Origin of the sequence: Verrucosispora sp. FIM060022 (assembly GCF_003977705.1) — a bacterium.
Classification (GTDB): Bacteria; Actinomycetota; Actinomycetes; order Mycobacteriales; family Micromonosporaceae; genus Micromonospora; species Micromonospora gifhornensis.
Map to the genome: position 1 here is coordinate 122,013 of NZ_RQIV01000009.1, position 25,097 is coordinate 147,109.

The 25,097-nt window shown below is 71.0% G+C and carries 22 protein-coding genes, 1 pseudogene and 1 riboswitch; of the genes and pseudogenes, 14 read left to right on the top strand and 9 right to left on the bottom strand.

Translation table 11 applies throughout. From position 1 onward, the window contains the following. Nucleotides 1-61: 61 nt before the first annotated feature. Nucleotides 62-229, bottom strand: a complete 168-nt coding sequence (locus tag EG812_RS29120; RefSeq protein ID WP_158632533.1) for a hypothetical protein — start codon at nucleotides 227-229, stop codon at nucleotides 62-64. Nucleotides 230-789: 560 nt separating this feature from the next. Here EG812_RS29120 and EG812_RS22520 point away from each other — a divergent pair. Then, nucleotides 790-1,116, top strand: coding sequence for a hypothetical protein (locus tag EG812_RS22520; protein WP_126712681.1), 327 nt, complete (start codon nucleotides 790-792; stop codon nucleotides 1,114-1,116). Between the two features lie 671 nt (nucleotides 1,117-1,787). Here EG812_RS22520 and EG812_RS22525 read toward each other — a convergent pair. Then, nucleotides 1,788-3,341 (bottom strand): C40 family peptidase, encoded by a 1,554-nt coding sequence (locus EG812_RS22525; protein ID WP_126712682.1) that lies wholly within the window; start codon nucleotides 3,339-3,341, stop codon nucleotides 1,788-1,790. Between the two features lie 266 nt (nucleotides 3,342-3,607). On the opposite strand from EG812_RS22525, the gene mqnE reads away from it, so the two are divergent. The 7 genes from mqnE (at nucleotide 3,608) to EG812_RS22560 (ending at nucleotide 10,991) form a co-directional block, all read left to right on the top strand. After that, on the top strand, nucleotides 3,608-4,777 hold the full coding sequence (gene mqnE / locus EG812_RS22530; protein WP_013730993.1) for an aminofutalosine synthase MqnE: 1,170 nt from the start codon (nucleotides 3,608-3,610) through the stop codon (nucleotides 4,775-4,777). Between the two features lie 79 nt (nucleotides 4,778-4,856). Further along, complete coding sequence (locus tag EG812_RS22535; RefSeq protein WP_013730994.1) at nucleotides 4,857-5,279, top strand: hypothetical protein; 423 nt, start codon at nucleotides 4,857-4,859, stop codon at nucleotides 5,277-5,279. Between the two features lie 75 nt (nucleotides 5,280-5,354). Further along, nucleotides 5,355-5,708 carry a DUF4229 domain-containing protein gene (locus EG812_RS22540; RefSeq protein WP_043722643.1) on the top strand — a complete coding sequence of 118 codons (354 nt, stop codon included), beginning with the start codon at nucleotides 5,355-5,357 and terminating at the stop codon, nucleotides 5,706-5,708. Nucleotides 5,709-5,872: 164 nt separating this feature from the next. After that, nucleotides 5,873-7,753 (top strand): M14 family metallopeptidase, encoded by a 1,881-nt coding sequence (locus tag EG812_RS22545; protein WP_126712683.1) that lies wholly within the window; start codon nucleotides 5,873-5,875, stop codon nucleotides 7,751-7,753. A 128-nt stretch (nucleotides 7,754-7,881) separates the two neighbouring features. Beyond that, a riboswitch (cobalamin riboswitch) is annotated at nucleotides 7,882-8,014 on the top strand. Between the two features lie 85 nt (nucleotides 8,015-8,099). After that, complete coding sequence (locus EG812_RS22550) at nucleotides 8,100-9,035, top strand: ABC transporter substrate-binding protein (protein ID WP_126712684.1); 936 nt, start codon at nucleotides 8,100-8,102, stop codon at nucleotides 9,033-9,035. 31 nt (nucleotides 9,036-9,066) lie between these two features. Continuing rightward, on the top strand, nucleotides 9,067-10,158 hold the full coding sequence (locus EG812_RS22555) for a FecCD family ABC transporter permease (RefSeq protein ID WP_013730998.1): 1,092 nt from the start codon (nucleotides 9,067-9,069) through the stop codon (nucleotides 10,156-10,158). Next, nucleotides 10,155-10,991: an ABC transporter ATP-binding protein gene (locus EG812_RS22560; protein WP_126712685.1), complete on the top strand. Its 837-nt coding sequence runs from the start codon at nucleotides 10,155-10,157 to the stop codon at nucleotides 10,989-10,991. The genes EG812_RS22555 and EG812_RS22560 overlap by 4 nt, the downstream gene beginning before the upstream one ends. Before the next feature lie 233 nt (nucleotides 10,992-11,224). Here EG812_RS22560 and EG812_RS22565 read toward each other — a convergent pair. The 5 genes and pseudogenes from EG812_RS22565 to EG812_RS22585 all read right to left on the bottom strand — a co-directional run bounded on the left by EG812_RS22565 (nucleotide 11,225) and on the right by EG812_RS22585 (nucleotide 17,659). Then, nucleotides 11,225-12,450 (bottom strand): annotated as a pseudogene (locus EG812_RS22565) (IS110 family RNA-guided transposase). 245 nt (nucleotides 12,451-12,695) lie between these two features. Then, nucleotides 12,696-13,460, bottom strand: a complete 765-nt coding sequence (locus EG812_RS22570) for a VOC family protein (protein WP_126712686.1) — start codon at nucleotides 13,458-13,460, stop codon at nucleotides 12,696-12,698. A gap of 98 nt (nucleotides 13,461-13,558) precedes the next feature. After that, on the bottom strand, nucleotides 13,559-14,296 hold the full coding sequence (locus EG812_RS22575; protein WP_102661048.1) for an ABC transporter permease: 738 nt from the start codon (nucleotides 14,294-14,296) through the stop codon (nucleotides 13,559-13,561). A 12-nt stretch (nucleotides 14,297-14,308) separates the two neighbouring features. After that, on the bottom strand, nucleotides 14,309-15,214 hold the full coding sequence (locus tag EG812_RS22580) for an ABC transporter ATP-binding protein (protein WP_126712687.1): 906 nt from the start codon (nucleotides 15,212-15,214) through the stop codon (nucleotides 14,309-14,311). Nucleotides 15,215-15,247: 33 nt separating this feature from the next. After that, nucleotides 15,248-17,659, bottom strand: coding sequence for a HelD family protein (locus EG812_RS22585; RefSeq protein ID WP_126712688.1), 2,412 nt, complete (start codon nucleotides 17,657-17,659; stop codon nucleotides 15,248-15,250). Nucleotides 17,660-17,975: 316 nt separating this feature from the next. On the opposite strand from EG812_RS22585, the gene EG812_RS22590 reads away from it, so the two are divergent. Continuing rightward, a complete protein-coding gene (locus tag EG812_RS22590; protein WP_013731005.1) occupies nucleotides 17,976-18,827 on the top strand; it encodes a menaquinone biosynthetic enzyme MqnA/MqnD family protein in 852 nt (283 codons plus the stop codon). Nucleotides 18,828-18,979: 152 nt separating this feature from the next. Here EG812_RS22590 and EG812_RS22595 read toward each other — a convergent pair whose 3' ends face one another. Continuing rightward, nucleotides 18,980-19,924, bottom strand: coding sequence for a serine hydrolase (locus EG812_RS22595; protein WP_013731006.1), 945 nt, complete (start codon nucleotides 19,922-19,924; stop codon nucleotides 18,980-18,982). Beyond that, nucleotides 19,924-20,901, bottom strand: a complete 978-nt coding sequence (locus EG812_RS22600; RefSeq protein ID WP_013731007.1) for a serine hydrolase — start codon at nucleotides 20,899-20,901, stop codon at nucleotides 19,924-19,926. The genes EG812_RS22595 and EG812_RS22600 overlap by 1 nt, the downstream gene beginning before the upstream one ends. 364 nt (nucleotides 20,902-21,265) lie before the next feature. On the opposite strand from EG812_RS22600, the gene paaA reads away from it, so the two are divergent. From paaA to paaE, 5 genes are all read left to right on the top strand, one after another. Next, nucleotides 21,266-22,321 carry a 1,2-phenylacetyl-CoA epoxidase subunit PaaA gene (gene paaA / locus EG812_RS22605; protein WP_126712689.1) on the top strand — a complete coding sequence of 352 codons (1,056 nt, stop codon included), beginning with the start codon at nucleotides 21,266-21,268 and terminating at the stop codon, nucleotides 22,319-22,321. Further along, a complete protein-coding gene (paaB, locus tag EG812_RS22610) occupies nucleotides 22,318-22,605 on the top strand; it encodes a 1,2-phenylacetyl-CoA epoxidase subunit PaaB (protein WP_013731009.1) in 288 nt (95 codons plus the stop codon). The genes paaA and paaB overlap by 4 nt, the downstream gene beginning before the upstream one ends. Before the next feature lie 114 nt (nucleotides 22,606-22,719). Next, nucleotides 22,720-23,445: a 1,2-phenylacetyl-CoA epoxidase subunit PaaC gene (gene paaC / locus EG812_RS22615; protein WP_013731010.1), complete on the top strand. Its 726-nt coding sequence runs from the start codon at nucleotides 22,720-22,722 to the stop codon at nucleotides 23,443-23,445. Between the two features lie 17 nt (nucleotides 23,446-23,462). Beyond that, the gene (gene paaD, locus EG812_RS22620; RefSeq protein ID WP_013731011.1) at nucleotides 23,463-23,939 is read left to right on the top strand and encodes a 1,2-phenylacetyl-CoA epoxidase subunit PaaD; all 477 of its coding nucleotides are present in this window, start codon (nucleotides 23,463-23,465) and stop codon (nucleotides 23,937-23,939) included. After that, a complete protein-coding gene (paaE, locus tag EG812_RS22625) occupies nucleotides 23,936-25,060 on the top strand; it encodes a 1,2-phenylacetyl-CoA epoxidase subunit PaaE (RefSeq protein ID WP_126712690.1) in 1,125 nt (374 codons plus the stop codon). The genes paaD and paaE overlap by 4 nt, the downstream gene beginning before the upstream one ends. Nucleotides 25,061-25,097: the final 37 nt, after the last annotated feature.

Here is a 25,097-nt window from a genome sequence, read left to right on the forward strand (position 1 = left end):
GCCGCCACCCGCGTCGGCGGGGGGTAGTGTGCGGTTTCACCCGTCGATTCACCGATCGTCGTTACTCCAGCAGACCGCTGAGCGCATTGTTCGCGACCAGTACGACCAGCACACTGATCGCCACGAGCAGTACCAGGGCGACGGCCATCACGATCACCACCCGAGTGGTGCTGCTGGAGCGTTCGGTGCCGTGGTCCGCCCAGCCCTGAGCCAGAATGTGCCCGGTCAACGAGCCCGAATTGTCGGGCTCCCCGGCCGGGAAGGCCACGGTCGCGGAGCCCGAGCCACCGGCGTAGTAGGAGCTCAGGTCGGCGTCGCCGGCCCGCGGCGCAGCGGGCGGTCCGCCCGCTACCGAGGGCCCCCCGACGGATCCGCCCGTAGCCAGGGGGCTCGCGACGGAGCCGCCGGCACTCGCGGCTGCTCGCCAGGAACTCGGCGCCCCGTGCGGTCCGGCTGCGGACGGGGGCGTTGACGGGCGTGGACCAGTTCCGGCTGCCGGCTCCACGGCGGGGGCAGCGGCCGGCAGCAGACCCGGGCGGGTCGACTGCCGGGGTGCTGCTCCCGGTGAACTCGGGGCAGGCTCGTCCCGGCGTCCGGTGGGAGTGACCGGTGGTGGCCAGACCGGCAGCGCAGGGGCCGGTACGACCGGTGCCGCGCCAGCGGATTCCTGGCCGGTGGTGCCGCCGCCCCGGTTCGACGCCCCCGGAGCCGTTCCGGTGATCCGCCCGGCTGGTAGCGAAGCCGATCCCGACGACACGCTCGTGCTGGATGCAGGTGGAGGCGGGAACGGTGGCGCGGGCATCGGGCCCGGCGGAGGCGGTGGTGCCGGCATCGGCGGAGCCGGCGGTGGCGTCGGTGGCCCCGGCAGTGGCGGCGAGGGTCGGGGTGTGGGAGGCGGCGCAGGCACCGGTCCCGGCGGATACGGCACAGGCGGACCCGGTGCCGGCGGCGCGGGCGGACCAGGTATCGGTGGTGCCGGGGACGGCGGCGCGGGTGGCCCCGGTACCGGTGGAACCGGTGCTGGTGGACGTGGCGCGGGTTCCGGCTCGGGCGTCGGCGGGGTTGGCGGTTGGGCTGGTTCCGGCGGTTGGGCGGGCTCTGGTGGCTCGGGGCTGACCGGCATTGACCGGTACACCCCGGAGGCCCTGCCGCCGGCACCGGCGGCCTGCGCCTCGTCGACGCTCACCCGGCTCATTCCCGGCACTCGGACGCTGGCCCGCACCGGTCCACCCACCCCGCCGGGGCCAGCAGGTGACACGACTGCGGCTGCGCCAGGAGGCGACACGAGCCCGGCTGCGCCGGGAGGCGATGCGGGGCTGATCGCGGCGGCCGGTAGCGCGGGTCCGGTGGGGCCGGCCGGCGAGGTGGGCGCGGTTCCCGCGGCTGGGGCGGTCAGGGCGGGTTCCCGGTCGGCCGGTCGCGGGACACCCGCCCGTCCCACCGCAGGCTGGTTGGCCGAGGCCGGCGGCCCGGCTGTGGTGCTGGGCGTGACGCCCGGGGCCGGCTCGCTGGCGGAGGCGGCGGGAGCCGATGCGCCAACGGCATCGGATGCCGGTGTGGCGGAGGCGGGGGGAGTCGATCCAGAGTCGGCTGTCGCCGGAACCTCGTGCTCGCTCATCCGTGCCTCCGCGCCACGCTCGCACCCGGATCCTCAACGCGACCGGGAGTGCCTGAGTGACACCGTGCCACATTCCGGCGGGATGGCACAGCCGGAGTGCCCACAGTCTTCCGAGTGGGGCCGTACGGCGCCGGCCAGCTGTCGATCGGTGGGTCGGGACTCAGCCGCGTCAGCGCCCGCCCACCGCCGACGGGGTGGCCGAGACGCTCTCCTGCGGAGCGAGGCTGCTCGCCGCCGTGGTCGGGCTGGTGTCGTCGCCGCCGTCGCTGTCGCCGTTGTCGCCGGGCGTGCCCGACGACGTCGACGTCGGCGTCGGTGTGGTGGTGCCCGGTGGCGTGGCGGAGGGCGGCGGGGTGTCCGACGGGGTGGGTGTGGGGTTCGGCGTCGGCGATGGCGTCGTCGGTGTGGGCCGTGGCGTGGTCGGCGTCGGCTTCGGCGTGGTGGGCGTCGGCTTGGGCGTGGTCGGAGTGGGCTTCGGCGTGGGCTTGGGCGTCGGCGTGGGGGTGACCGACGGAGCCGGCACCGCACCGACCACCCGCGTCGCGGCGTAGAGCCGGGACCAGCGGACCGTCGAGATCTTCACCACGTCACCGCTGGTCGGCGCATGGATCATCTTGCCGTTGCCGACGTACATCCCCATGTGGTGGATGGTCCGCCAGCTGCTGCCGCTGGCGAAGAAGAGCAGGTCGCCGGGGAGCAGCGCGGCCCGCGACACGGTGCGCGACCTGGTCGCGTAGTACTGGTCGCGGGCGACCCGGGGCAGCTTGTAGTAGCCCGCCGACCGGTACGCCGACCAGACCAGACCCGAGCAGTCGAACGAGTTGGGCCCGGTGGCCCCCCAGACGTACGGGTCGCCCAGTTGCCGGCGCGCGTACGCGAGGGCGGCCAGCGCGGTGGGATGCGCGACCAGCCCGTCCGCCGACTGGGTGGGGTAGTCGGCGCCCAGTTGCTGCTCGGCGCGTTCCTGCTGGCGGGCCAGCTCGACCAGCTGGGTGGCGTTCTGCTCGCGCAGCTTGACCAGCTTGGCCTCTTCGTCGCGCAGCGCCTTCTCAGTCGCGGTGTGCTGCTCCTGGACGCCGCGCAGCCGGGACTCGGCCGCTGTGTGCGCCTGCGTGGCGACCTGTGCGTCAGTCTGCGCGCGGGCCAGCTCACCGGCGGCCGGTGCGGTGTCGTGCTCGGCCCGTTCGCCGCGGTTGACCCGCCGGAGCAGGTCCAGTTCGAGCAGGTCGGCAGCGAAGCCGGCGGTGGGCAGGGCGGCGTCGACCTTGATCGCCTGGGCGGCGGCCTGGTCGGCCAACTGCTGTGCCTGCTGCAGCGCGGCCTGGGCGAACTCCAGGTCGCGCGCGGCGGTCGCCTGCTGGGTCTCGGCCTCGGTGAGCTGCTGCTTGAGGTCGAGCAGTTGGGTGCCCAGCTCACCGATCCGCGCCTCGGCGGCGTTGATCTGCTGCTCGAGGGCGCTGGCGCCGGGCGACGAGGTCGTGGGAATCACACCGGGGGTGACGGTCGCCGGGGTGCCGCCGGGCAGTTGCAGCGGGCCGGTGACCACCGGGCGGGAACCGGTATCGGGCACCGTGACGGGCACGCCCGGCTCGGCGTACGCCGGTGCGGCGAGGACGGTGGTGGCAACGGCGCTGAGCAGCGCAGACCAGAGCATCGGCCGGAGCACCGGTGAGATCACCGGAGGTCGTCGCCGCTGCCGTCGCCCATGCCCGCTGTCGACCATTGCGCTCCTCGTCCGGTGGTGCTGCAACCGCGTCGTGGTGAGGACGCGGCGGATCGGGGACGGTACCAGGGTGTGTCGTCCCCCACCCTGTCTTACCTCACCGGTACGACGGTGTCGATGTCTGAGCGGGTCACAGAAGCCTGAGAGTCCGATCAGCGGCGTGCTGTCCGGCAGAGGGCGCTGTGAGCTGCCCGGGTGCCCGACGTAGGCTCTGGATTGCGACCGGGGTCCGGTCGTGACCGCACTGGGAGGGGACGGGGCTTTCGATGGACGCCGGACTCAAGCGTGAGCTCGAAGCGAAGGTGTACGCGGGAGAGCGACTGACCCGGGAGGACGGCATCGCCCTCTACGCCAGTGACGATCTGACCTGGCTGGGGCGACTGGCCCACCACAAGCGCACCGAGCTCAACGGTGACCGGGTCATGTTCAACGTCAACCGGCACCTCAACCTGACAAACGTGTGCAGCGCGAGCTGCGCGTACTGCTCGTTCCAGCGCAAGCCGGGCGAGAAGGACGCGTACACGATGCGCATCGACGAGGCGGTCCGCAAGGCCAAGGAGATGGAGGACGAGCAGCTCACCGAGCTGCACATCGTCAACGGCCTGCACCCGACCCTGCCCTGGCGCTACTACCCCAAGGTGCTGCGTGAGCTGAAGGCCGCGCTGCCGAAGGTCAACCTCAAGGCGTTCACCGCGACCGAGGTGCAGTGGTTCGAGAAGATCAGCGGGCTGAGCGCCGACGAGATCCTGGACGAGCTGATGGACGCCGGCCTGGAGTCGCTGACCGGCGGTGGCGCGGAGATCTTCGACTGGGAGATCCGGCAGCACATCGTCGACCACGCCTGCCACTGGGAGGACTGGTCGCGGATCCACCGGCTGGCCCACAGCAAGGGCATGAAGACGCCGTCCACGATGCTCTACGGCCACATCGAGGAGCCCCGGCACCGGGTCGACCACGTGCTGCGGCTGCGCGAGTTGCAGGACGAGACCGGCGGTTTCCAGGTCTTCATCCCGCTGCGCTACCAGCACGACTTCGTGGACTCGGCGGACGGCAAGATCCGTAACCGGATCCAGGCCCGCACCACGATGGCCTCGCCGGCCGAGTCGCTGAAGACCTTCGCGGTCTCCCGGCTGCTGTTCGACAACGTCCCGCACGTCAAGTGCTTCTGGGTGATGCACGGGCTCTCGGTGGCCCAGTTGTCGCTCAACTTCGGCGTGGACGACCTGGACGGCTCCGTCGTGGAATACAAGATCACCCACGACGCCGACTCGTACGGCACGCCGAACACCATGCACCGCGACGACCTGCTGCACATGATCTGGGACGCCGGTTTCCGCCCGGTCGAGCGCAACACCCGCTACGAGGTGGTCCGCGAGTACGATGCCGCGCCGACCCTGGCGCAGCGTCGGGCCGAGCCGCAGCAGGTCTGGGCCTGACCTCTCGACGCGTCGGCCAGTGCCCTCGCGCTGGCCAGCGCGAGGGCGTCGACCCGGCTCGCGTACCCTCGTCAGCGAGATGAGCGAGCAGCAGAGCACCTTTCCCCGGCGGGACGCCGAGGGGCGCATCCAACACCTGGGTGACCTGATCGGCGTGGCGCTGGCCGGTGCGGTCATCGGGATGCTGGTGCTGGTGCTCTTCGACGGGGCCTTCGCCTGGTTCGGTGCCGGTGATTTCGGCCAGGCCAACGGCTGGCTGGCGGTGATCCTGCCCGCCTGGCTCTTCTGGGAGGACTTCCGGTCCTGGGAGTTCGGTGCCCCCCGGGTGGTGGCCGCGTTGGTGGCCGTCGCCGTGGCGGTGGTGTCCGGGCTGCTGGTGGCCGGGCTCGCGACCGGGCTGCCGCCGCTGGCGTCCGGCGGGTTGGCCGCGGTGACCTTCACCGTGGTCTACGCGCTGGTCTGGTTCCCCGGCGTGCGCTGGTTGGTCAACCGGACGAGCTGATCCGGGTCGGGTGGACCGCCCGGAGTGGGCTGGTCGGAACGCACATGGCGACGTGAACGAGCGGAGTGGATGAACGTGAGTGCGGCGGTCAAGTACACACTCGGCCGGGTCGGGTTGTTCGCGGTCGTGGTGGCGGCCCTCTGGCCTGTCGACATCGACATCTTCCTGAAGCTGATCGTGGCGCTGCTGTTCTCCGCCGCACTGTCGTTCTTCCTGCTCAAGGGCTGGCGTGACGAGATGGCCGAGGAGATGGCCGCCGCCGCCGAACGACGCCGTACCGAGAAGGAGCAACTGCGCTCCGCCCTGGCCGGCGACGACCAGGCCGCCACCGGTGACGCCGGCACCTCGACCGACCAGGCCACCGGCGACGCCGGTTCCTCGACCGAGCAGCCGGGCAGCTCCGATTCCGGGCGCGGTCCGGCGGCCTGAGCAGGCGCTCGGCTTCGTCGAGCATCCGTCGGCGGAACCATGTTGCCGACGTGAGGATCAGGTTGGGATGGGCGAAACAGCGATCGATGTTGATATGACCATGTGACCGGTGGTGGGCTGGCCGCTACCGAGCGGGAAAACCCCGCGCCTCCAGGAGGTTGTCCATGGCCTTCCGATCCATCCCTGTCCGCCGGACGCTGGCGATGATCGTCGCCGCCGGTCTCGGCCTGCTCGCACTCTCCGCACCACCGGTCTCCGCCCGACCCGCACCGGACCGGGATGAACAGCCGGCTGCCGCGCCCTACCGGGTGCTCGGCCCGCGTACGCTGGCCGACCGCACCGCGGTCGCCCGCACCGGTGCCGCGATCGACTACTCCGAGCACGGGGTGCTGCACATCTCGGCCACCCGTGCCGAGGCTGCCGCGATCACCCGGCTCGGTTTCACGTTGGAGCCGATCGCCGCGCCGCCGACAGACCGTGGGCACGACCACGGGGACGTCGGTGCCCTGGCCTTCCCGCCGGCCGACGCGAACTACCACGACTACGCCGAGATGGTCGCCGTGGTCAACAAGGTCGTCGCGGACCATCCGGCTATCGCCCGCAAGATCAGCATCGGTACCTCGTACGAGGGTCGGGACCTGGTCGCGATCAAGATCTCCGACAACGTCGCCACGGACGAGAACGAGCCGGAGATCCTGTTCAACTCGCAGCAGCACGCCCGTGAGCACCTGACGGTCGAGATGGCCATCTACCTGATGAACCTCTTCACCGACAGCTACGGCACCGACTCCCGGATCACCAACCTGGTCAACAACCGGGAGATCTGGATCGTGCCGTCGGTCAACCCGGACGGCAGCGAGTACGACATCGCCACCGGCTCCTACCGGTCCTGGCGCAAGAACCGCCAACCCAACAGCGGATCGTCGTACGTCGGCACGGACCTCAACCGCAACTGGAGCTACAACTGGGGCTGCTGCGGCGGTTCCTCCAGCTCGACCTCGTCGGACACCTACCGGGGTCCCTCGGCCTTCTCCGCGCCGGAGACCCAGGCGCTGCGCAACTTCGTCAACAGCCGGGTCGTCGGTGGCGTGCAGCAGATCAAGGCCAACATCGACTTCCACACCTACTCCGAGCTGGTGCTCTGGCCGTACGGCTACACGTACAACGACACCGCCACCGGGATGAACGCCGACCAGTACAACACCTTCGCCACCATCGGTCGGCAGATGGCCGCGACCAACAACTTCACCCCGCAGCAGTCCAGTGACCTGTACATCACCGACGGCAGCAGCATCGACTGGATGTGGGCGGTGCACGGCATCTGGGCGTACACCTTCGAGCTGTACCCGCGCTCGGCCTCCGGCGGCGGCTTCTACCCGCCCGACGAGGTGATCCCGCAGCAGACCTCGCGCAACCGGGAGGCGGTGCTCATCCTCGCCGAGTACGCCGACTGCCCGTACCGGGCGATCAACAAGCAGGCCCAGTACTGCGGCGGTGGCAGCGGCGGTACGACTGTCTGGTCGGACACCTTCGAGACCAACACCGGCTGGACGATCAACCCCAACGGCACCGACACCGCGACGTCGGGCCAGTGGGAGCGGGGTGCCGCCCAGGCCACCAACTCCAGCGGGGCCAAGCAGCTCACCCCGTACGCCGGCAGCAACGACCTGGTCACCGGCCGGCTCGCCGGCTCCGCCGCCGGTGACTACGACCTGGACGGCGGCGTGACAAGCGCCCGCTCCCCGGCGATCACCCTGCCGTCGAGCGGCACGTTGACGCTCTCCCTGGCCTGGTACCTGGCCCACGGCTCGAACTCGTCGTCGGCCGACTACTTCCGGGTCAGCGTGGTGCACAACGGCGGCACCACGACCCTGCTCAGCCAGGCCGGCGCGGCAAGCAACCGCAACGGCGCCTGGACCACCTCGAACCTCAACCTCACCCCGTACGCGGGGCAGTCGATCCGAATCCTGGTGGAGGCTGCGGACGCCTCGACGGCCAGCCTGGTCGAGGCGGCTGTGGACAACGTCACCATCACCGCCTCCTGAACCGACGGGGCCCCGCCACACCCCCCTCGCGCGGGGCCCCGTCTTCAGGAAATGACTCGGGTACCAGATGCGTGGGTCGGCTCGACGTCGAGCCGACCCACGTGGCTGCTCCCCACGGCTCGGCGGGGCGGCCACCGGGCGTGCGCTACGGTTCTACCGACCCGCCACAGCGAAGTCGGTGTGAAACCGGCGCTGTCCCGCAACTGTGATGCCCCCGAAAGGGGGACGAGCCAGGTCGCCTGTGGCGCGGTCGCGACACGCGCTCTCGAGGAAGGGCGCCTCGCCCACGGGTGCCTGTGGCTCCCTGTCGGCGAAGCACCACACTCCTCGACCGACAGGAGGACCGATGTTCAGACGTACCCCCCGGATTCTCGCCGCCACCCTCGCGGTGGCCGCGCTGGCGCTCGGTGCCTGCGCCGAGAAGACCACCGAGACCCCCACGGCCAGCGGCAGCCCGGCCGGCGGCGCCTTTCCCGTCACCGTCGGATCGCTGACGCTGGAACAGCGTCCCGAAAAGATCATCTCGCTGGCGCCGACCGCCACCGAGATGCTCTTCGCGGTCGGCGCCGGCCCGCAGGTCGTCGCGGTCGACGACCAGTCCAACCACCCGGCCGACGCGCCGAAGACGGACCTGTCCGGCTACCAGCCCAACGCCGAGGCGATCGCCGCGAAGAACCCTGACCTGGTGGTGCTCAGCGACGACCGGAACAAGATCGTCGACCAGTTGGCGGCGTTGAAGATCCCGGTCTACCTGACCCCCGCGGCGCAGACGCTCGACGACACGTACCAGCAGATCACCGACCTGGGTGTGCTCACCGGCAACGCCACCGCCGGTGCCGACGTCGTGCAGCGGATGAAGGACGACATCGCGAAGATCGTGGCCGAGGTGCCGCAGCGGGTTCAGGCACCCACCTACTTCCACGAGCTGGGCCCGGAGCTGTACACCGTCACCAGCAACACCTTCATCGGCTCGATCTACTCCCTCGCCGGCCTGGAGAACATCGCCGACGCGGCCGACGCGGACGGCAGGAGCGGCGGCTACCCGCAGCTCTCCCAGGAGATGATCGTCGCGGCCAACCCGGACTTCGTCTTCCTCTCCGACGTCAAGTGCTGCCAGCAGAGCGCCGCGACGGTCTCGGCGCGCAGCGGCTGGGCGGGCATCAACGCCGTACGCGAGGGCCAGATCGTGGAACTCGACGACGACGTCGCCTCCCGCTGGGGCCCGCGCGTGGTGGACCTGCTGCGCGCCATCGTGGACGCCACCACCAAGGCCGAGAAGTGACGAACGGCAGGCGTTGACAGGGACCCTTCCCATGCGCCAGGCGTTGAAAAGGGGACCGTCCGTCTCGCCCGCGACCCGGCCGGCGGGCCTGCGGAAACGTTGGCTCGCCGCCGGTGTCGTCGCCGTACTCGTCGCGGTCGTCGCCGGTGTCTCACTCGGCCCGGTCAGCCTGCCCCCCGGCAGTGTCGCGCTCGAACTGCTCAACCTGCTGCCCGGGGTGCACGTCGACAGTGGACTGACCGAGCGGGAAGTCGCCATCGTCACCGAGCTGCGGTTGCCCCGGGTGGTGCTCGGACTGCTGGTCGGCGGGCTGCTCGCCCTGGCCGGCGGTGCATACCAGGGCGTGTTCCGCAACCCGCTGGCCGACCCGTACCTGCTCGGGGTGGCCGCGGGAGCGGGGCTGGCGGTCACCGTCGTGCTGACCATCGGTGGCGTCGGTGCGAGCGGTGCGCTGACCGGCCTGCCGCCCACCATTCCGCTCGCCGCCTTCGTCGGCTCGCTCGGGGCGGTGATCATGACGTACCTGCTCGGTGCGGCCGGTGGGCGCAGTCGCTCGCCGGCCGCGCTGATCCTGGCCGGGGTGGCCGTCTCCGCGTTCCTCTCCGCCGGGCAGACGTACCTGCTGCAACGCAACGCGGACAGCATCCAGGCCGTCTACTCCTGGCTGCTCGGGCGACTGGCCACCGCCGGCTGGCAGGACGTCCGGCTGGTCCTGCCGTACTTCCTGATCACCACTGTGGTCGTGCTGCTGCACCGGCGGGAGTTGGACGTGCTCTCGGTCGGTGACGACGAGGCGGCCAGCCTCGGCCTGCACCCGCAGCGGTCGCGGTACCTGCTGATCGCCGCCGCCTCGCTGGGCACCGCCGCCGCGGTCTCCGCCTCCGGCCTGATCGGCTTCGTCGGCATCATCGTGCCGCACACCGTACGGATGCTGGCCGGGTCGAGCTACCGGGTGATCCTTCCGCTGTCACTGCTGTTCGGCGGCGCCTTCCTGGCCCTGACCGACGTGGTGGCCCGGACCGCCGCCGCGCCGCAGGAGATCCCGATCGGAGTGGTCACCGCGCTGCTCGGCGGGCCGTTCTTCGTCCTCGTGCTGCGTACCGCCCGAAGGGTGCTGACATGACCCGGCCCGAGGTGCCCGCCGTCGTGCCCCCCGCCGAGGTGCCTGCCGTCGAGGTGCCTGCCGTCGAGGTGCGGGGTCTTCAGGTCAAGCTCGACGGGGTGCCCATCCTCGCCGGCATCGACCTGACCGTGCGCTCCGGCGAGTGGGTCACCGTGATCGGTCCGAACGGCGCCGGCAAGTCGACCCTGCTGCGCGCCGTCGGCGGCCTGCTGCCCGCACCGGACGCGGTCCACCTCTTCGGTACGCCCCTGCGCGACCTGCGCCGCCGGGAACGGGCCCGGGTGGTGGCCACGGTGGCCCAGTCCCCGGTCGTGCCGCCCGGGATGGCGGTGCTCGACTACGTGCTGCTCGGTCGGAACCCGTACATCCCGCCGTTGGGCCGGGAGTCCGCCACCGACCTGGCCGTCGTGCACGAACTGCTGGACCGGCTGGACCTCGACGGGTTCCACGGCCGCGAACTGGCCACCCTCTCCGGCGGGGAACGCCAGCGGGTCTTCCTCGCTCGGGCGTTGGCCCAGGGCGCCACCCTGCTGCTGCTCGACGAGCCGACAAGCGCGTTGGACATCGGCCACCAGCAGGAGGTGCTGGAACTGGTCGACCAGTTGCGCCGTACCGAGGGCCTGACCGTAGTGGCCACCATGCACGACCTCTCCATCGCCGGCGAGTACGCCGACCGCATGGTGCTGCTCGCGAACGGCCGCATCGCCGCCACCGGCACCCCCGACCAGGTCCTCACCGAAGACCTCCTCTCCCACCACTACCGCGCCCACGTCACCGTCATCCCCGGCCCCCACGGCCCTTTGGTCCTCCCCACCCGCCCCTCCCACCCCTAACCCCCCGCGCCCCGCGCCCCGCGCCCCGCGCCCCGCCCCGGGCCCCGCGATCTTGCACTTTTGGTCGGGGCATAAAGGACATGAAGGGTATATGGGCGACCAAAAGTGCAAGATCGACGGGGCGGCGGGCGGCGGGCGGCGGGGCGCGATCGGCGGCGAGGGGGTGGCAGCGCGTCGCGGGGCAGATCGCGTGGCGTGGTGGGGGTGGGTCAGACACCCCAGGGGCTGAGGTGTCAAGCTGCGGCGGTTAGCTCACGGTGTGACCAGGCAGTGTTCTTGTCGTAGACGGTGGTGGTTTGAGGCAGCCGTGGAGGATTCCGACGAGGCGGTTGCCGACCTGGCGTAGGGCGGCGTTGTGGCCGATGTCGCGGGCGCGGAGTTCGTCGTAGTAGGCGCGGCTGCCGGGGTCGTGCAGGACCGCGGCGCTGGCCTGCATGTGTAAGGCGTCGACGAGGCGATCGTTGTGGATGAACCGGGCGTGGACGGTCTTGGATTTGCCGGACTGGCGGGTGATCGGTGCGGTGCCGGCGTAGTTCTTGCGGGACTTGGCGCTGGCGTAGCGGCCTGCCGCGTCGCCGAACTCTGCGAGCACCCGGGCGCCGAGGATGACGCCGATGCCGGGCTGGCTGAGGTAGACCTCAGCGTCCGGGTGCTGGCCAAAATGGGCCTCGACCTGCCCTTCGAGGGTGCGGATCTCGGTGTTGAGGGTTTGCAGGACCGCGACGGTGGCGCGGACGGTGGCCGCGTAGGCGCCGGCGACGATGTCGGCCTGGCCCAGGTGTTCGGTGCGCAGGGCCCGCTGTATCGCGGCGGCCTTGGCCGGAATGTCCCGGCGGCGGGCCTTGTTCAACACGGCGCTGATCTGCCCGATGGTCAGCTTCGCCGCCGCGGCGGGCGTGGGCGCCTTGGCCAGCAGTTCGAGAGCGTCGGCGCCCGTGAGCGTCAACACCTGGTAGGCGGCCAGCGCGGCCGGGAAGTAGTCACGCAGTGCCGCCCGTAGCCGCAGCATGTGCCGGGTGCGTTCCCAGATCAGCGTCTGGTGGGCCCGGGCCACGACCTTGACTGCCTCGGCGATGTCGGAGTCCGCAGCGACCTGGCGCAGCTGGTGGCGACGGGTCCGGACCATGTCGGCCAGGGTGTGCGCGTCGGCCTTGTCGCTCTTGGCCCCGGACAATGACAGCAGCTCACGGTGCCGGGCTGCCTGTTTCGGGTTCACCCCGTAGACCTGGTAGCCAGCCGCGATCAGGGCCCGTACCCACGGGCCGCGGTCGGTCTCGATGCAGACGAGGACATCCGACGGTTTCGCGTCCTCAGGCAGGAACCGGGCGACGAGCTCATGGAACCGGGCCATCCCGTCCACGCCCTCAGACAACCGGGCGGTGCGCATCGCCCGGCCATGTTCGTCCTGTACCTCCACATCGTGGTGGTCTTCGGCCCAATCGTCACCCACGAACAGCACTACATGCCTCCGCTGCGTCACGGCTCCCATGTCAGCAGCCCGCGGAAGACCTCAGCGCCCTAATGGACCAGTGCTCACGCCAACGTTCTCGGCAGGCACGACACCCCATCAGCCATCCGTCTCCCGACCACGAGCGGGGGCACGGTCTGACCCTAGAACTCGACACCGGTCCAGGGGATGAAAGTGCTCACCCGCCCGCGGCTACCAGGCACCGAGTCTGCCAACGGCTGACCCGGTAGCTCCCATTAGGGGGTTAGGGCGATCAGGGAGAAGAGGGCGCCGTCGGGGTCGCGGAGGGCGGTGACGCGGCCGGCGGGGATGTCGCGGGGTGGGACGAGGATGGTGCCGCCGAGTTCAGCGGCGCGGGCGGCCGTGGCGTCGGCGTCGGCGACCGAGAAGTAGAGCGTCCAGTAGGCGGGGGAGTCGGCGGCGAACGCCTCCTCGCGCGGGGGCATCATGCCGGCCACCATCCGGTCGCCGAGCCGCCAACCGGTGTACGAAGTCTGTCCCATCGGCTCCTCCTCGGGTTGCCACCCGAAGACCAGCTCGTAGAAGATCCGTGCGCCGTCCGGATCGGGGGTGACCAGCTCGGTCCAGCACATCGCGCCGGGTACGTCGAAGACCTCGGCCCCGGAGAACGCCATCGGCTGCCAGACGCTGAACGCGGCACCGGCCGGGTCGCTGAAGACCGCCATCCGCCCTCGGTCGAAGACCTCGAAGGGCGGTACGACCACCTGCCCACCGGCTCGCTCCACCCGCCCGGTGACCAGGTCGGCGTCATCGGTGGCGACGTACGTCGACCAGATCGGCACCTGGTCCGGTACGGCCGGCGGCCCCACCCCGGCGACGGCCCGACCGTCGAGCTGGAAGGTCGTGTAGCCGCCCGCCTCGGGTTCGGGGTCCACCCGCCCGGTCCAGCCGAACAGTTCCGGGTAGAACCGCCGGGCCCGGTCGAGCCCTGGCGTGGCCAGGTCGGCCCAGCACGGCGTGCCCGACGGGACGCTGGCCACGGCTACCCCTCTCGACCCGGCGGTGGCCGCCGCCCGACCACCCTCACCGGCATCGTGGCACCGCCGGAGCATGATCCGGGCCGGAAACCGGGGGAACGTCAGCTGAACCGGCGACCCTCGTCCCGGCGGTACGCCCAGCCGGCCAGGGCGGCCAGCACCACCACCCAGACACCGAGCATGACCAGGGAGAGCAGGTTGACCGAGTAGTCGCCGACCGCCGCCCACATCAGCTCCACCGCACCCCGGGTGGGCAGGTACGGCGCGATCGCCTCGATGAAACCGGGTGCCTGATCCGGGGCGGAGAGCAGGCCACCACCGAAGGCGAGCGGGAAGAAGACGAGCTGCGCCACCACGATCGCCGCCTTGCTGGGCAGCGAATAGCCGATGGTCAGCCCCATCAGGGTGAACGGCACGGAGATGACGGTGACGGTGACCAGGGCCAGCAGGAACGACGCCGGGTCGATCCGGGCCTCGGTCAGGGTCGCGGCGATCACCACCACGGGGACCAGCGAGAGGTAGGTGAGGACCAGACCGGCCATGACCCGGCCGGCGAAACGCGGGGCCGACCCGGCCGGCAACGTCCGGGTGTACGGGTTCCAGGGCTGGTCACGGTCCTCGGCGACACCCACGCCGTACTGGAAGATGTTGGCGCTCATCACCGAGAAGGTGACCATCGCGGCGGTGGCGTAGGTGGCACCGACCGGGTCCTTGCCGGCGAAGGGCACCACGAAGAAGAGCATCGCGGCGGCGGGGAAGAACGCGCTACCGAAGATCGCGACCGGGATGCGGACGGTCTCCAGCAGTTGGTAACGCGCGTGTACCAGGGCGAGTTGCACGTCGAGATCCCCTCAGGCGGCGGCTGGCGCGGCGTCGGTGGCGGTGATGGCCAGGAACGCCTCTTCCAGCGAGGTCGGGCGCACCTCCAGGTCGCGGAACTCGACCCCGCTGGTGACCAGGTCCCGCACCAGTTGGTCGGCGTCGGCGGTGAGCAGGTGGGTACGGCCGTCGACGTGCTCGGTGCGTACCACCCCCGGCAGCGGGGGGAGCGTGTCAGCGGTCAGGCTCACCCGGCGTACGCCGACCACGGCCCGGACCGCGTCCACGGTGTCGTCGGCGAGCACCCGTCCCTGGCCGATGACCACCACCCGACGGGCCAGCGCCTCCACCTCTTCCAGGTAGTGGCTGCTCAGCAGCACCGTGCCGCCGTCGGCGTGGAATGTCCGGATGGCTTCCCACAGGGTGTGGCGGGCCTCGACGTCCAGCCCGGTCGTGGGCTCGTCGAGCACCACCAACCGGGGGCGGCCGACGAAGGCCAGCGCCACCGCGAGCCGACGCTTCTGCCCACCGGAGAGCCCGCCGCACTGCCGCCGGACCAGGTCTGCCAGGCCGAATCGGTCGAGCAGGTCGCCCCTGGGCACCGGATCCGGGTAGTGGGCCGAGACGAAGTCGACCACCTCGCCGACCCGCAGCGTGCCGGGCAGCCCGGTCTCCTGCGGGGTGACGCCGATCTGCCGCCGACTCGCCGGGTCACGCGGGTCACCGCCGTTGAGTTCCACCCGACCGGAGGTGGGCTTACGCAGCCCGACCAGCAGGCTGATCAGCGTGCTCTTGCCGGCACCGTTGGGCCCCAGCAGGCCGACCAGTTCACCCGCCCGTACCTCAAGGTCGACCTGATCCAGGGCGAGGACGTCGCCGTACCGGCGGCTGACCCGCTCGGCACGGGCGAGGATGTCTCTTTCCACGAGCTTGATCATTCTCGGTTCACCAGGTGGTGGCAATACCGCCGGTCAGCCCAGCGGTGCGGGCAGTGGCGCGCGGTGCAGCACCGACATCCGGGAGACCGCCCGGGTGAGCACCACGTAGAGCCGGTGCAGCCCGCGTGGCTCGGCCGCCACGATATCGGCCGGTTCGACCACGATGACGTGGTCGTACTCCAGGCCCTTGACCTCGGTGGCGGGGACGACCGTGACGCGCGGGCCGCCGCCCGCGTCGGCGGCGGTAGCGGTCTCGATCCCGGCCGCCGCGAGCGCCGCGCCCAACCGGTCCACCGCGTCGGCGGCGGCGATCACCGCGACCGACCCCTCGTGGGCGAGCGCCGCGCCCACCTCGGCCACCGTCGCCCCGACAAGATCCGTCACGGTACGCACCGTGAGCACCCCGTCGCGGCGCAACGACTCGGCCGGCGGTACGTCCACGGCGAGCGACGGCAGCAACCGGTTGGCGAAGGCGAGCACGTCAGCCGGTACCCGGAAACCGACGGTCAACGGCACCACAGTCGCGTCCGGTTTACCGAGGTGACGCAGGGTCACCCGCCAGTCGGTGGCCGCCCACGGCGCGGTCGCCTGCGCCAGGTCCCCGAGCAGGGTCAGCGAACCGTGCTCGCTGCGCCGGGCGATCACCCGGCACTGCATGGCCGAAAGGTCCTGCGCCTCGTCCACCACCACATGCCCGTAGCTGCCCGGCCGCTCGATCAGCCCGGCCGCCTCGTCGATCAGGACCGCGTCGGCGGCGCTCCACCGGGTGGCCTTCGGCGTACGCCCCAGCTTCGTCCCGGACCGAGGTCTACTGCTCCCTGGTGCGCCGCCGCTGCTTGCTGGCGTGCCGCTGCTTTCTGGCGCGGTGGCCTCTGGCGTGCCGGAAGGGGCGTCGGTGGTCGTTCGGGTGGTGTCCTGGCCGGTCAGCAGCGCCTGCTCGGCGGGGGTGAGCAGGCCGTCGGCCGCTGCGGCGAGCCGGGCGGGATCGGCGAGCAGCGCGTGCACCAACCCGTCCGGGGTCAGCGCCGGCCAGACCGTGTCCAGGAAGGTCGTCACCGGCTTCGACCGGCCCATCCGGCGCAGCCACGCCTCGCTCGGCGACTCCGCCCGCCGGGCCTCCGCCTGCCGTTGCAGCAGCGCGACCACCCGGGCGCGCACCCGCTCCCGACCGAGGGCGTACGGCAACTGCTCGGCCCGGGTCTCCTGGACCAGCCGGTGCAACGGCTCCAGTCCGATCCGCCAACGGAACGAGCCGTCGGAGACGACGATCGGTTCGGTCGGCTCACCGACGTACGCGTCGACCGCCCGGCGCAGCACCTCGGCCATCCGGGCGTCGTGCTTGATCACCGCCACGGCCGGCGGGTCCACCGCCCGCACCACCACCCGGTCGACCAGGTCCTCGACGGTCGCCTGCTCGACCTCCACCTCACCGAGGGCGGGCAGCACCGCCGCGATGTACGCCAGGAAGGCCCGGTTCGGCCCCACGACCAACACCTTCGACCGGCGCAACCGCTCCCGGTGCAGATAGAGCAGGTACGCGGCCCGGTGCAGCCCGACCGCGGTCTTCCCGGTGCCCGGCGCACCCTGCACACAGATCGACTGGGCCAGGTCGGCGCGGACCAACTCGTCCTGCTCGGGCTGAATGGTGGCGACGATGTCCCGCATCGGCCCCACCCGAGGCCGCTCGATCTCGGCGGTCAGGATTCGGCTGGCGGTGCCGAGTTCCTCGCCTCGATCCAGGTGCTCGTCCTCGAAGCTGGTCAGCATCCCGTTGTCGAACCCGAACCGACGCCGTACCGTCAACCCTTGCGGGTCCCGGGCGCTGGCCTGATAGAACGCCCGGGACACCGGTGCCCGCCAGTCCAGCACCAGCGGTTCGCCCTGCTCGTCGGTCACGTGCCGGCGCCCGACGTGATAGCGCCGCCCGGCGTGCTCGCCGTACCCGGCGCTGGCGGCCTGCTCCGTGTAGTCGCCGTCCTCGATGCCGGTGGTGGCCGCGGCGCCGGCGGTGTTCGTGGGCGTGGTGTCGGCGGTGGCTCCGGTGTCGGCGGTGGCTGCGAGGTCGAGGCCGGTGGTGGCTGCGGTATCGGTGGTGGTCGCGACGTCGCTGGTGGCGGTGTTGCTGGTGGCTGGGGTGTCGGTGATGGCTGGGGTGTCGGTGGTGCCGAAGTCGAGACGGCCGAAGAAGAGTGGGGTGCGGGGGTCGTCGGCCAGTTCCGCGACCCGGCGGGCAAGGTGACGGCCGAGCTGCTCGGCGGTGTACCGGTCCCCGGCGACCTTGTCGCCGGTGGCGAAGAGCGCCTCGGCGCGTTCTCGCATCCGGGCCAGCGCGGCTCGGGAGTCGGACAGGTGTGCCCGCTCGGCGGCCAGTTCGTCGTCGAGCGTCGGCGGGCGGTGCGGTGTGGGTTGCGTAGGTTGCGGGAGCTGTTGGGCGTGCAGGCTCATCCACGTACTCCTTGACACGGGAAGAAGGCTGCCGCTCGCGTTTCCGACTGTCGGCCGGCGCGGGGGACGTCCGCTCCGGTGCTACTCACCGCGGCCGTCGGGCGGGACAGGAAGCCTACCCTTCACTGCGTCGGCAGCAACCGAATTTCGGCCACACCGCGCGCAGCACCGCGCAGGCCTGGGCCGGGCCGGTGCGAGGAGACACTGCGGCCGAGTCGGGTCCGATGGGTCAGGGACGGGGTCGCCTGGTGCGGGGTTGGCCACTTAGGTGCCGGTCCGCTGAGCCGGTCAGCGGGGACGGGGATACGGTCGGGGCATGGTCGAGCGCGTCGCCCGCCCCCGGGTCGGGCACATCCAGTTCCTCAACTGCCTACCGATCTACTGGGGCCTGATGCGCTCCGGTGCCCTGCTCGACGTCGACCTGTACAAGGACACGCCGGACCGGCTCAACGCCGCACTCGTCGGCGGTGACCTGGACATCGGGCCGATCTCCCTGGTCGAGTACCTGCGTCACGCGGACGAACTGCTGCTCCTGCCCGACCTGGCGGTCGGCAGCGACGGCCCGGTGCTGTCGGTCAACCTGGTCAGCACCCGCCCGCTGGCCGAGCTGGACGGGGCCCGGGTGGCCCTCGGCTCCACCTCGCGGACCGGGGTCCTGCTCGCGCAACTCCTGCTGCGCGAGCGGTACGGGGTGCAGCCCGAGTACTTCCGATGCCCGCCCGATCTGACCCAGATGCTGCTGGAGGCGGACGCGGCGGTGCTGATCGGCGACGTGGCCCTGCGCGCCCTCTACGAGGCACCCAGCCGTGGCCTGACGGTCACCGACCTGGGCCAGGCCTGGCGGGAGTGGACCGGACTACCGATGGTCTTCGCCGTCTGGGCCGCCCGTCGCGACTTCGCCGCCGCCCACCCCGGTCTGGTCAAGGGGGTGCACGACGCATTCCTGCGCTCGCGTGACCTCTGCCTGGCCGAGCTCGACCAGGTCGTCGAGTCGGCGGCCCGTTGGGAGCCCTTCGACGCGGCCACCCTGGCCTCCTACTACCAGGCGCTGGACTTCTCCCTGGGCGACCGCCAGGTAGCCGGCCTGCGCGAGTTCGCCCGCCACGCCACCGCCCTGGGCCAAACCCCACCCCTCCCACCCCAAGGCCCCACCTTCTTCACCCCCTAACCCACCCCCTCACGCCCCAAGACCTCCGCGATCTTGCACTTTCGGTCGCCACTTCTCGGGCATAAGCCGCGTTTCGGCGACCAAAAGTGCAAGATCGACGGCGAGGGGGGCGAGGCGCAGGGGGCGGCGGGCGGGGCGAGGGGGTGGGTGGGTTAGGGGGTGGGGGTTTGGAGGGCTCTGGTGATTTGTTGGCAGGTGGTCATGCCGTAGTCGTAGCCCTTGTTGATGGGGTAGCGGAGCATGACGCCCATCGTCCAGGTGTCGCCGATGGCCAGGCAGTTGACGTGAATCTCCTGCTCCTGCTCCCGGTCGACCCAGCCGTTCTTGATGGCGATTTTCTTGGCCTCGGCGGCCGGGAACGCCTTGCGGATGCCGAAGTCGCCGGCACCGCGTACCAGTCGCATCTCGTTGAGCAGCCACTTGGTCCAGGTGGGGCCGGCCGCCCGGCCGTCGGCGATGCAGTTGCCGAGTCGGGCCACGTCCCGGGGTGACAGTTCGGTGCGGCTCCACCCGAGGTCGCTGGAGACCTTGCTGTCGGTCAGGTCGCACGTGGACAGCAGGCGCTTGATCGAGGCGGATTCGCCGATCTGCGTGTACAGCGTCTGGGTGCGTTCGTTGTCGCTGTCCCTGATGATTTTCGTCAGGTCGGCCAGCTTCGCGTCGCTCGGGGTCTGCCCGGCGTCGTCACTGCGTCGCAGGAAGTCGGCGACGATCCAGGACTTGATCAGGGAAGCCGTGGTGCTGGTCTCGGCCATGTTGTCCGAGCCGATGATCTCGCCCGACCGGCGGTCCAGCACGCTCCAGGCGTACCAGCCGTCGATGTCGAGGTCGAGTTCCTTCGCCTCGAACGGCAGCGGCTCGGGCGGCGGTGTGGGGCTGGCGGAGGGCGGCGGGGGTCGGGTGCTGCGATCGGTCAGGTCGCTGCCGCGGCTGTCTGATGATCCTGCCTGTCCCCATTGAGCGGCGGCGGTGGATTCGAACGGCGAGCCGGGCAGCAGTCGTAAGGACACCAGGACCAGGCCGACCAGGACGGAGGCGATGGCGACGAGACGTAATCGCGACGCCGTACGCGCACGGCGTCGGATGTGGCCGGCCATCAGAGCTTGCCGATCGGCTGCTGGGGCACCTTGATGGCACCGCCGGGCTGCGGGGTGACCAGCTGCGTCGTCACGCTCGCGCAGACGTCCGAGCCGTAGTCGAGCCCTTGGCTGTACGGATAGCGAAGCATCACCGCAAGACTCCACTTCTCGGTCACCGCAAGGCAGTTGACGTGCCAGTTGCCGTCATAGCTGAGCGGTGTCCAGCCGTTCTTGATGCTTACCGGCCCCTGGCTGAGGATCGACTCGGGCAGGCCGTCGATGATGCCCCACCGGCCGCCGCCAGAGCGCTCCTGTTGATCCTTGGCGGCGGTGCTGCCGCGCACCTTGCTCATCTCGGCGAGCACCCATTTGGTCCACTTGGGGCCGGCGGCCTTGCCGTCGGCGATGCAGTCGCCGAGCCGCACCGCGTCACGCGGGGACATCCGGGTGAAGCTCCACCAGCCCTCGTAGCCGGGGACGTTGCCCCGCTTGGTGTCGGTGAGGCCGCAGGTCTTGATTGCTCGTTTGACCACCGGCCCGGGCTGCCCACCGGCCGGCACCGCGTAGGAGCCGCCGGCGGCACGGTAGACGGCGTTTGTCGCATCGTCGTCGCTGTCCCGGATGGCCAGGCTGGCGGCCTTCTTCAGGGCTGCCGTCGGCTCCTTGTCGCCCAGTTGGCGTAGGTAGTCGGCGACGATCCAGGCCTTGAGCATGGACTCGGTGGAGCTGGTCGCGGCCATGTTCTTCGAGCCGGAGACCTTGCCCGTCTCGCGATCCATGAGCGCCCAGGAGAAGAACTCCCCCTTGAAGTTCACCGAGACCTTGGCCGGCGCCAGGGTCGGTGGTGGCGGGGGTTGCGGGGTGGGTGCGGCGACGCTGGCCACCGCGCCGTCGCTCGTCCCGGCAGAGAGCCGGGCGTACGCGGCGGGCACCAACATGACGCCGCCGAGCACCAGTGCTGTGACGGCGAACACCATGGTCACGCGGGATCGCATGAGCGGGTGAGCTCCAGATGTCAGGCCGGGGGGCCGGCTTGTTGCCAGGACTGACCGGCCTGGGTCGCCTGCGGGCCGGGGGACTCTGGCCCTCTTCTGGTCGGCGATCGCTGCTAGCCGATCGGTGTGACGTGCGAAGTCTACGTGCGGATCGCCGGGTTGCCAGGTTTCGACACCGGCCAACCGGCCATGAAGGCGGGTTAACGAACGGTTGTGAGCCAGTTGCGCTCATTTATGGGGAAATTTGTGAGGCAAGTCATAGCTGCTGAGCGTTACTTTTCATGCCCGCTGCGTAGCTCGATGCTGCTTCGCATTTCTGTGACACCCTCTGGTTTCTTGAGCTGCTAGCTGTAACACTTAGGGCATGTATGGCAACGACTTCTCGGGCGAGGACGCGCCCGGCGGCCTGCTCGGCGAGGTCGAAGCGGCAGAGGCGGCGCTGCGTGCTGCCGCGGAACGAGACCGGGGCATCCCGGGTCAGGATGTCGACCTGGCCGCGTACTTCGCGGAGGTCATCGACGCCGACCAGAAGATCGAACCGCGGGACTGGATGCCCGAGGCGTACCGGCGGACGTTGATCCGCCAGATCGCCCAGCACGCGCATTCCGAGATCATCGGGATGCAGCCGGAAGGCAACTGGATCAGCCGCGCCCCGTCGCTCAAGCGCAAGGCGATCCTGCTGGCCAAGGTCCAGGACGAGGCCGGCCACGGTCTGTACCTCTACGCCGCGGCGGAAACCCTCGGCATCAGCCGGGACGAGTTGGTCGACCTGCTGCTCGAAGGCCGGCAGAAGTACAGCTCGATCTTCAACTACCCCACCCTCACCTGGGCCGACGTCGGCGCCATCGGATGGCTGGTGGACGGCGCGGCGATCGTCAACCAGGTCCCGCTCTGCCGCTGCTCCTACGGCCCGTACGCGCGAGCGATGATCCGGGTCTGCAAGGAGGAGTCGTTCCACCAGCGGCAGGGCTACGAGATCCTGCACACCCTGGCGCACGGCACCCCGGCCCAGAAGACGATGGCCCAGGACGCGCTGGACCGCTGGTGGTACCCGTCGCTGGCGATGTTCGGCCCGCCGGACAGCGACTCCACCCACTCCGCCCAGTCGATGGCCTGGAAGATCAAACGCTTCTCCAACGATGAGCTGCGGCAGCGCTTCGTGGACATGTGCGTCGGCCAGGCCGAGGTGCTCGGGCTGACCATCCCCGACCCCGACCTGCGCTGGAACGACGAACGTCAGGCGTACGACTTCACCCAGCCCGACTACGACGAGCTGATGCGGGTCATCACCGGCGACGGGCCGTGCAACCGGCAGCGGATGGAGCACCGTCGTCGCGCCCACGCCGAGGGCGCCTGGGTACGCGAGGCTGCCGCGGCGTACGCGGCCAAGCAGGTAAGCAAGGAGAAGGTCGCGGCATGAGCCAGCACACCACCCCCCTCTGGGAGGTCTTCGTCCGGGCCCGGCGCGGGCTGGCGCACACGCACGTGGGCAGCCTGCACGCGCCCGACGCCGAGATGGCTCTGCGCAACGCCCGTGATCTCTACACCCGTCGCCAGGAGGGCGTGTCGATCTGGGTGGTGCCGGCGAGCGCGATCACCGCGTCCAGCCCGGACGAGAAGGACGCCTTCTTCGACCCGGCCGCCGACAAGATCTACCGCCACCCGACCTTCTACGAGGTACCGGACGGAGTGGCCCACCTGTGAGCGCGAGGAGTGAGCCGGGTTTGCGAGCCCCGCAGTCGCGAACGGAGACGGCCCTGTGAGCGCGAGGAGTGAGCCGGGTCTGCGAGCCCCGCAGTCGCGAACGGAGATGTCGCTGTGAACGGTCCGTTTGACTTCACCCTCGCCCTCGGCGACGACGCGCTGATCGCGGCGCAGCGGCTGGCCGAGTGGACCACCCGGGCGCCGGAGATGGAAGAGGACATCGCGCTGGCCAACATCGCTCTGGACCAGCTCGGCGCGGCGCGGCTGCTGCTGTCGTACGCGGGCGAGCTGGAGGGCGCGGGCCGCGACGAGGACGCGCTGGCGTACCTGCGCGACGACCGGGAGTTCCGCAACTGCCTGCTGGTCGAGCTGCCCAACGGCGACTTCGCGGTGACCATGGCGAAGCTGCTCGTCCTGTCGGCCTACCAGCTGCCGCTCTACACCGCGCTGGCCGGCTGCGCCGACGAGCGGCTGGCCGCGATCGGCGGCAAGGCACGCAAGGAGTCCGCGTACCACCTGGACCACGCCTCGCTCTGGGTGCGCCGGCTGGGCGACGGCACCGAGGAGTCGCACCGGCGGATGCAGGCCGGCCTCGACCAGGTCTGGCCGTACGTCCCGGAGCTGTTCGCCGCGCAGCCGCAGGCCCCGGTCGACCCGGCCACCCTGCGGGCCGACTTCGACGCGACGGTCTCGGCGGTGCTCGCCGAGGCGACGCTCACCGTGCCCGCGCCCAGCTGGGCCCCGGCCGGTGGGCGGGACGGTCTGCACACCGAGCACCTGTCGTTCCTGCTCGCCGAGATGCAGGTGCTGCATCGTGCCCACCCCGGTGCCCGCTGGTGAGTAGCGGCCAAGCGACGGTGAACGCGGCCCACGAGGCCGTGGCGGCGGTGGTGGACCCGGAGATCCGGGTGATCACCATCGCCGACCTCGGCATCCTGCGCTCGGTCGAGGTGGAACCGGCCACCGGTCGAGTGGTGGTGACGATCACTCCCACGTACACCGGCTGTCCGGCGATGGACGTCATCCGCGCCGACATCCGCCGGGCCCTGGCCGTGGCCGGTCACCCCGACGCCGAGGTGCGTACGGTGCACAGTCCCGCCTGGAGCACCGACTGGATCACCGACGCCGGGCGGGCCAAGCTGGCCGCCGCCGGCATCGCCCCACCGGCCCCCGTCCGCCGCGACGGGGTCGTCCCGTTGACCCTGGCCGTACGCTGCCCGCGTTGCGGGTCGCCGGAGACCGAGCAGCTCAGCCGCTTCGGCTCCACCGCCTGCAAGGCCCTCTGGCGCTGCCGCGCCTGCTCCGAACCGTTCGACCATGTGAAGGCGCTGTGACTGTCACCATCACCCGCCCGGTCCGTCGCCGGCCGGTGTTCCATCCGCTGCCCGTCGTCGCCGTGGACCGGCTCACCGCCGACGCCGTCGCGGTCACCTTCGCGGTGCCCGAGGAGCTGCGTGCGGCCTTCGCGTTCCGGGCCGGCCAGCACCTGACGGTACGCCGGCCGCCGGCCGATGCCGCGGCGCTGCCCGATGGCGAGGACGTGCGCCGCTCGTACTCGATCTGCTCCACGCCCGAGGAGCTGGCCCGGCACGGGCGGCTGCGCATCGGCGTGCGGGAGATCCCCGGCGGGGCCTTCTCGTCGTACGCCTGCGGGGCCCTGCGCAGCGGCGACACCGTCGAGGTGCTGCCACCGCTCGGTCACTTCACCACGGCGTTCGCGCCGGAGCGGGTGCGTCGCTACGGCGCGGTGGTCGCCGGTTCCGGCATCACCCCGGTGCTGTCGCTTGTCGCCACGGCCCTGGCCGTCGAGCCGGCCAGCACCTTCACCCTGGTGTACGGCAACCGCACGGCCAACAGCGTGATGTTCGCCGAGGAGTTGGCGGACCTGAAGGACCGCTACCCGACCCGGCTGCACCTGGTGCATGTGCTCTCCCGCGAGCAGGGCGAGTCGCCGCTGCTGTCCGGGCGCATCGACGCCGAGCGGTTGGGTCGCCTGCTGGACACCATCGTCCCCGGCGACATGATCGAGGAGTGGTTCCTCTGCGGCCCGTACGGCCTGGTGGTGGACGCTCGTGAGGTGCTGGCCGGGCGGGGCGTGCCGGAGTCGGCGGTGCACACCGAGCTGTTCCACGTCGACGCCGCACCCGAGCCGGTCCGCCGGCCGGACGAGTCGGCCGGCGGCACGGAGGTGACGATCGTGCTCGACGGCCGCTCGTCGAGCTTCTCCATGCGCCGTGACGAGCGGGTGCTGGACGCCGCGCTCAAGGTCCGCGGTGAGCTGCCGTACGCCTGCAAGGGCGGGGTCTGCTCGACCTGCCGGGCGAAGGTGGTCTCCGGCGAGGTCGAGATGGCCCGCAACTACGCCCTGGAGCCCGACGAGGTGGCCGCCGGGTACGTGCTGACCTGCCAGTCCAGCCCGCGCACCGACACTCTCACCGTCGACTACGACGCCTAGCCGGGCAGGACCGCCCGCGCGAGCAGGTGGGACGGCT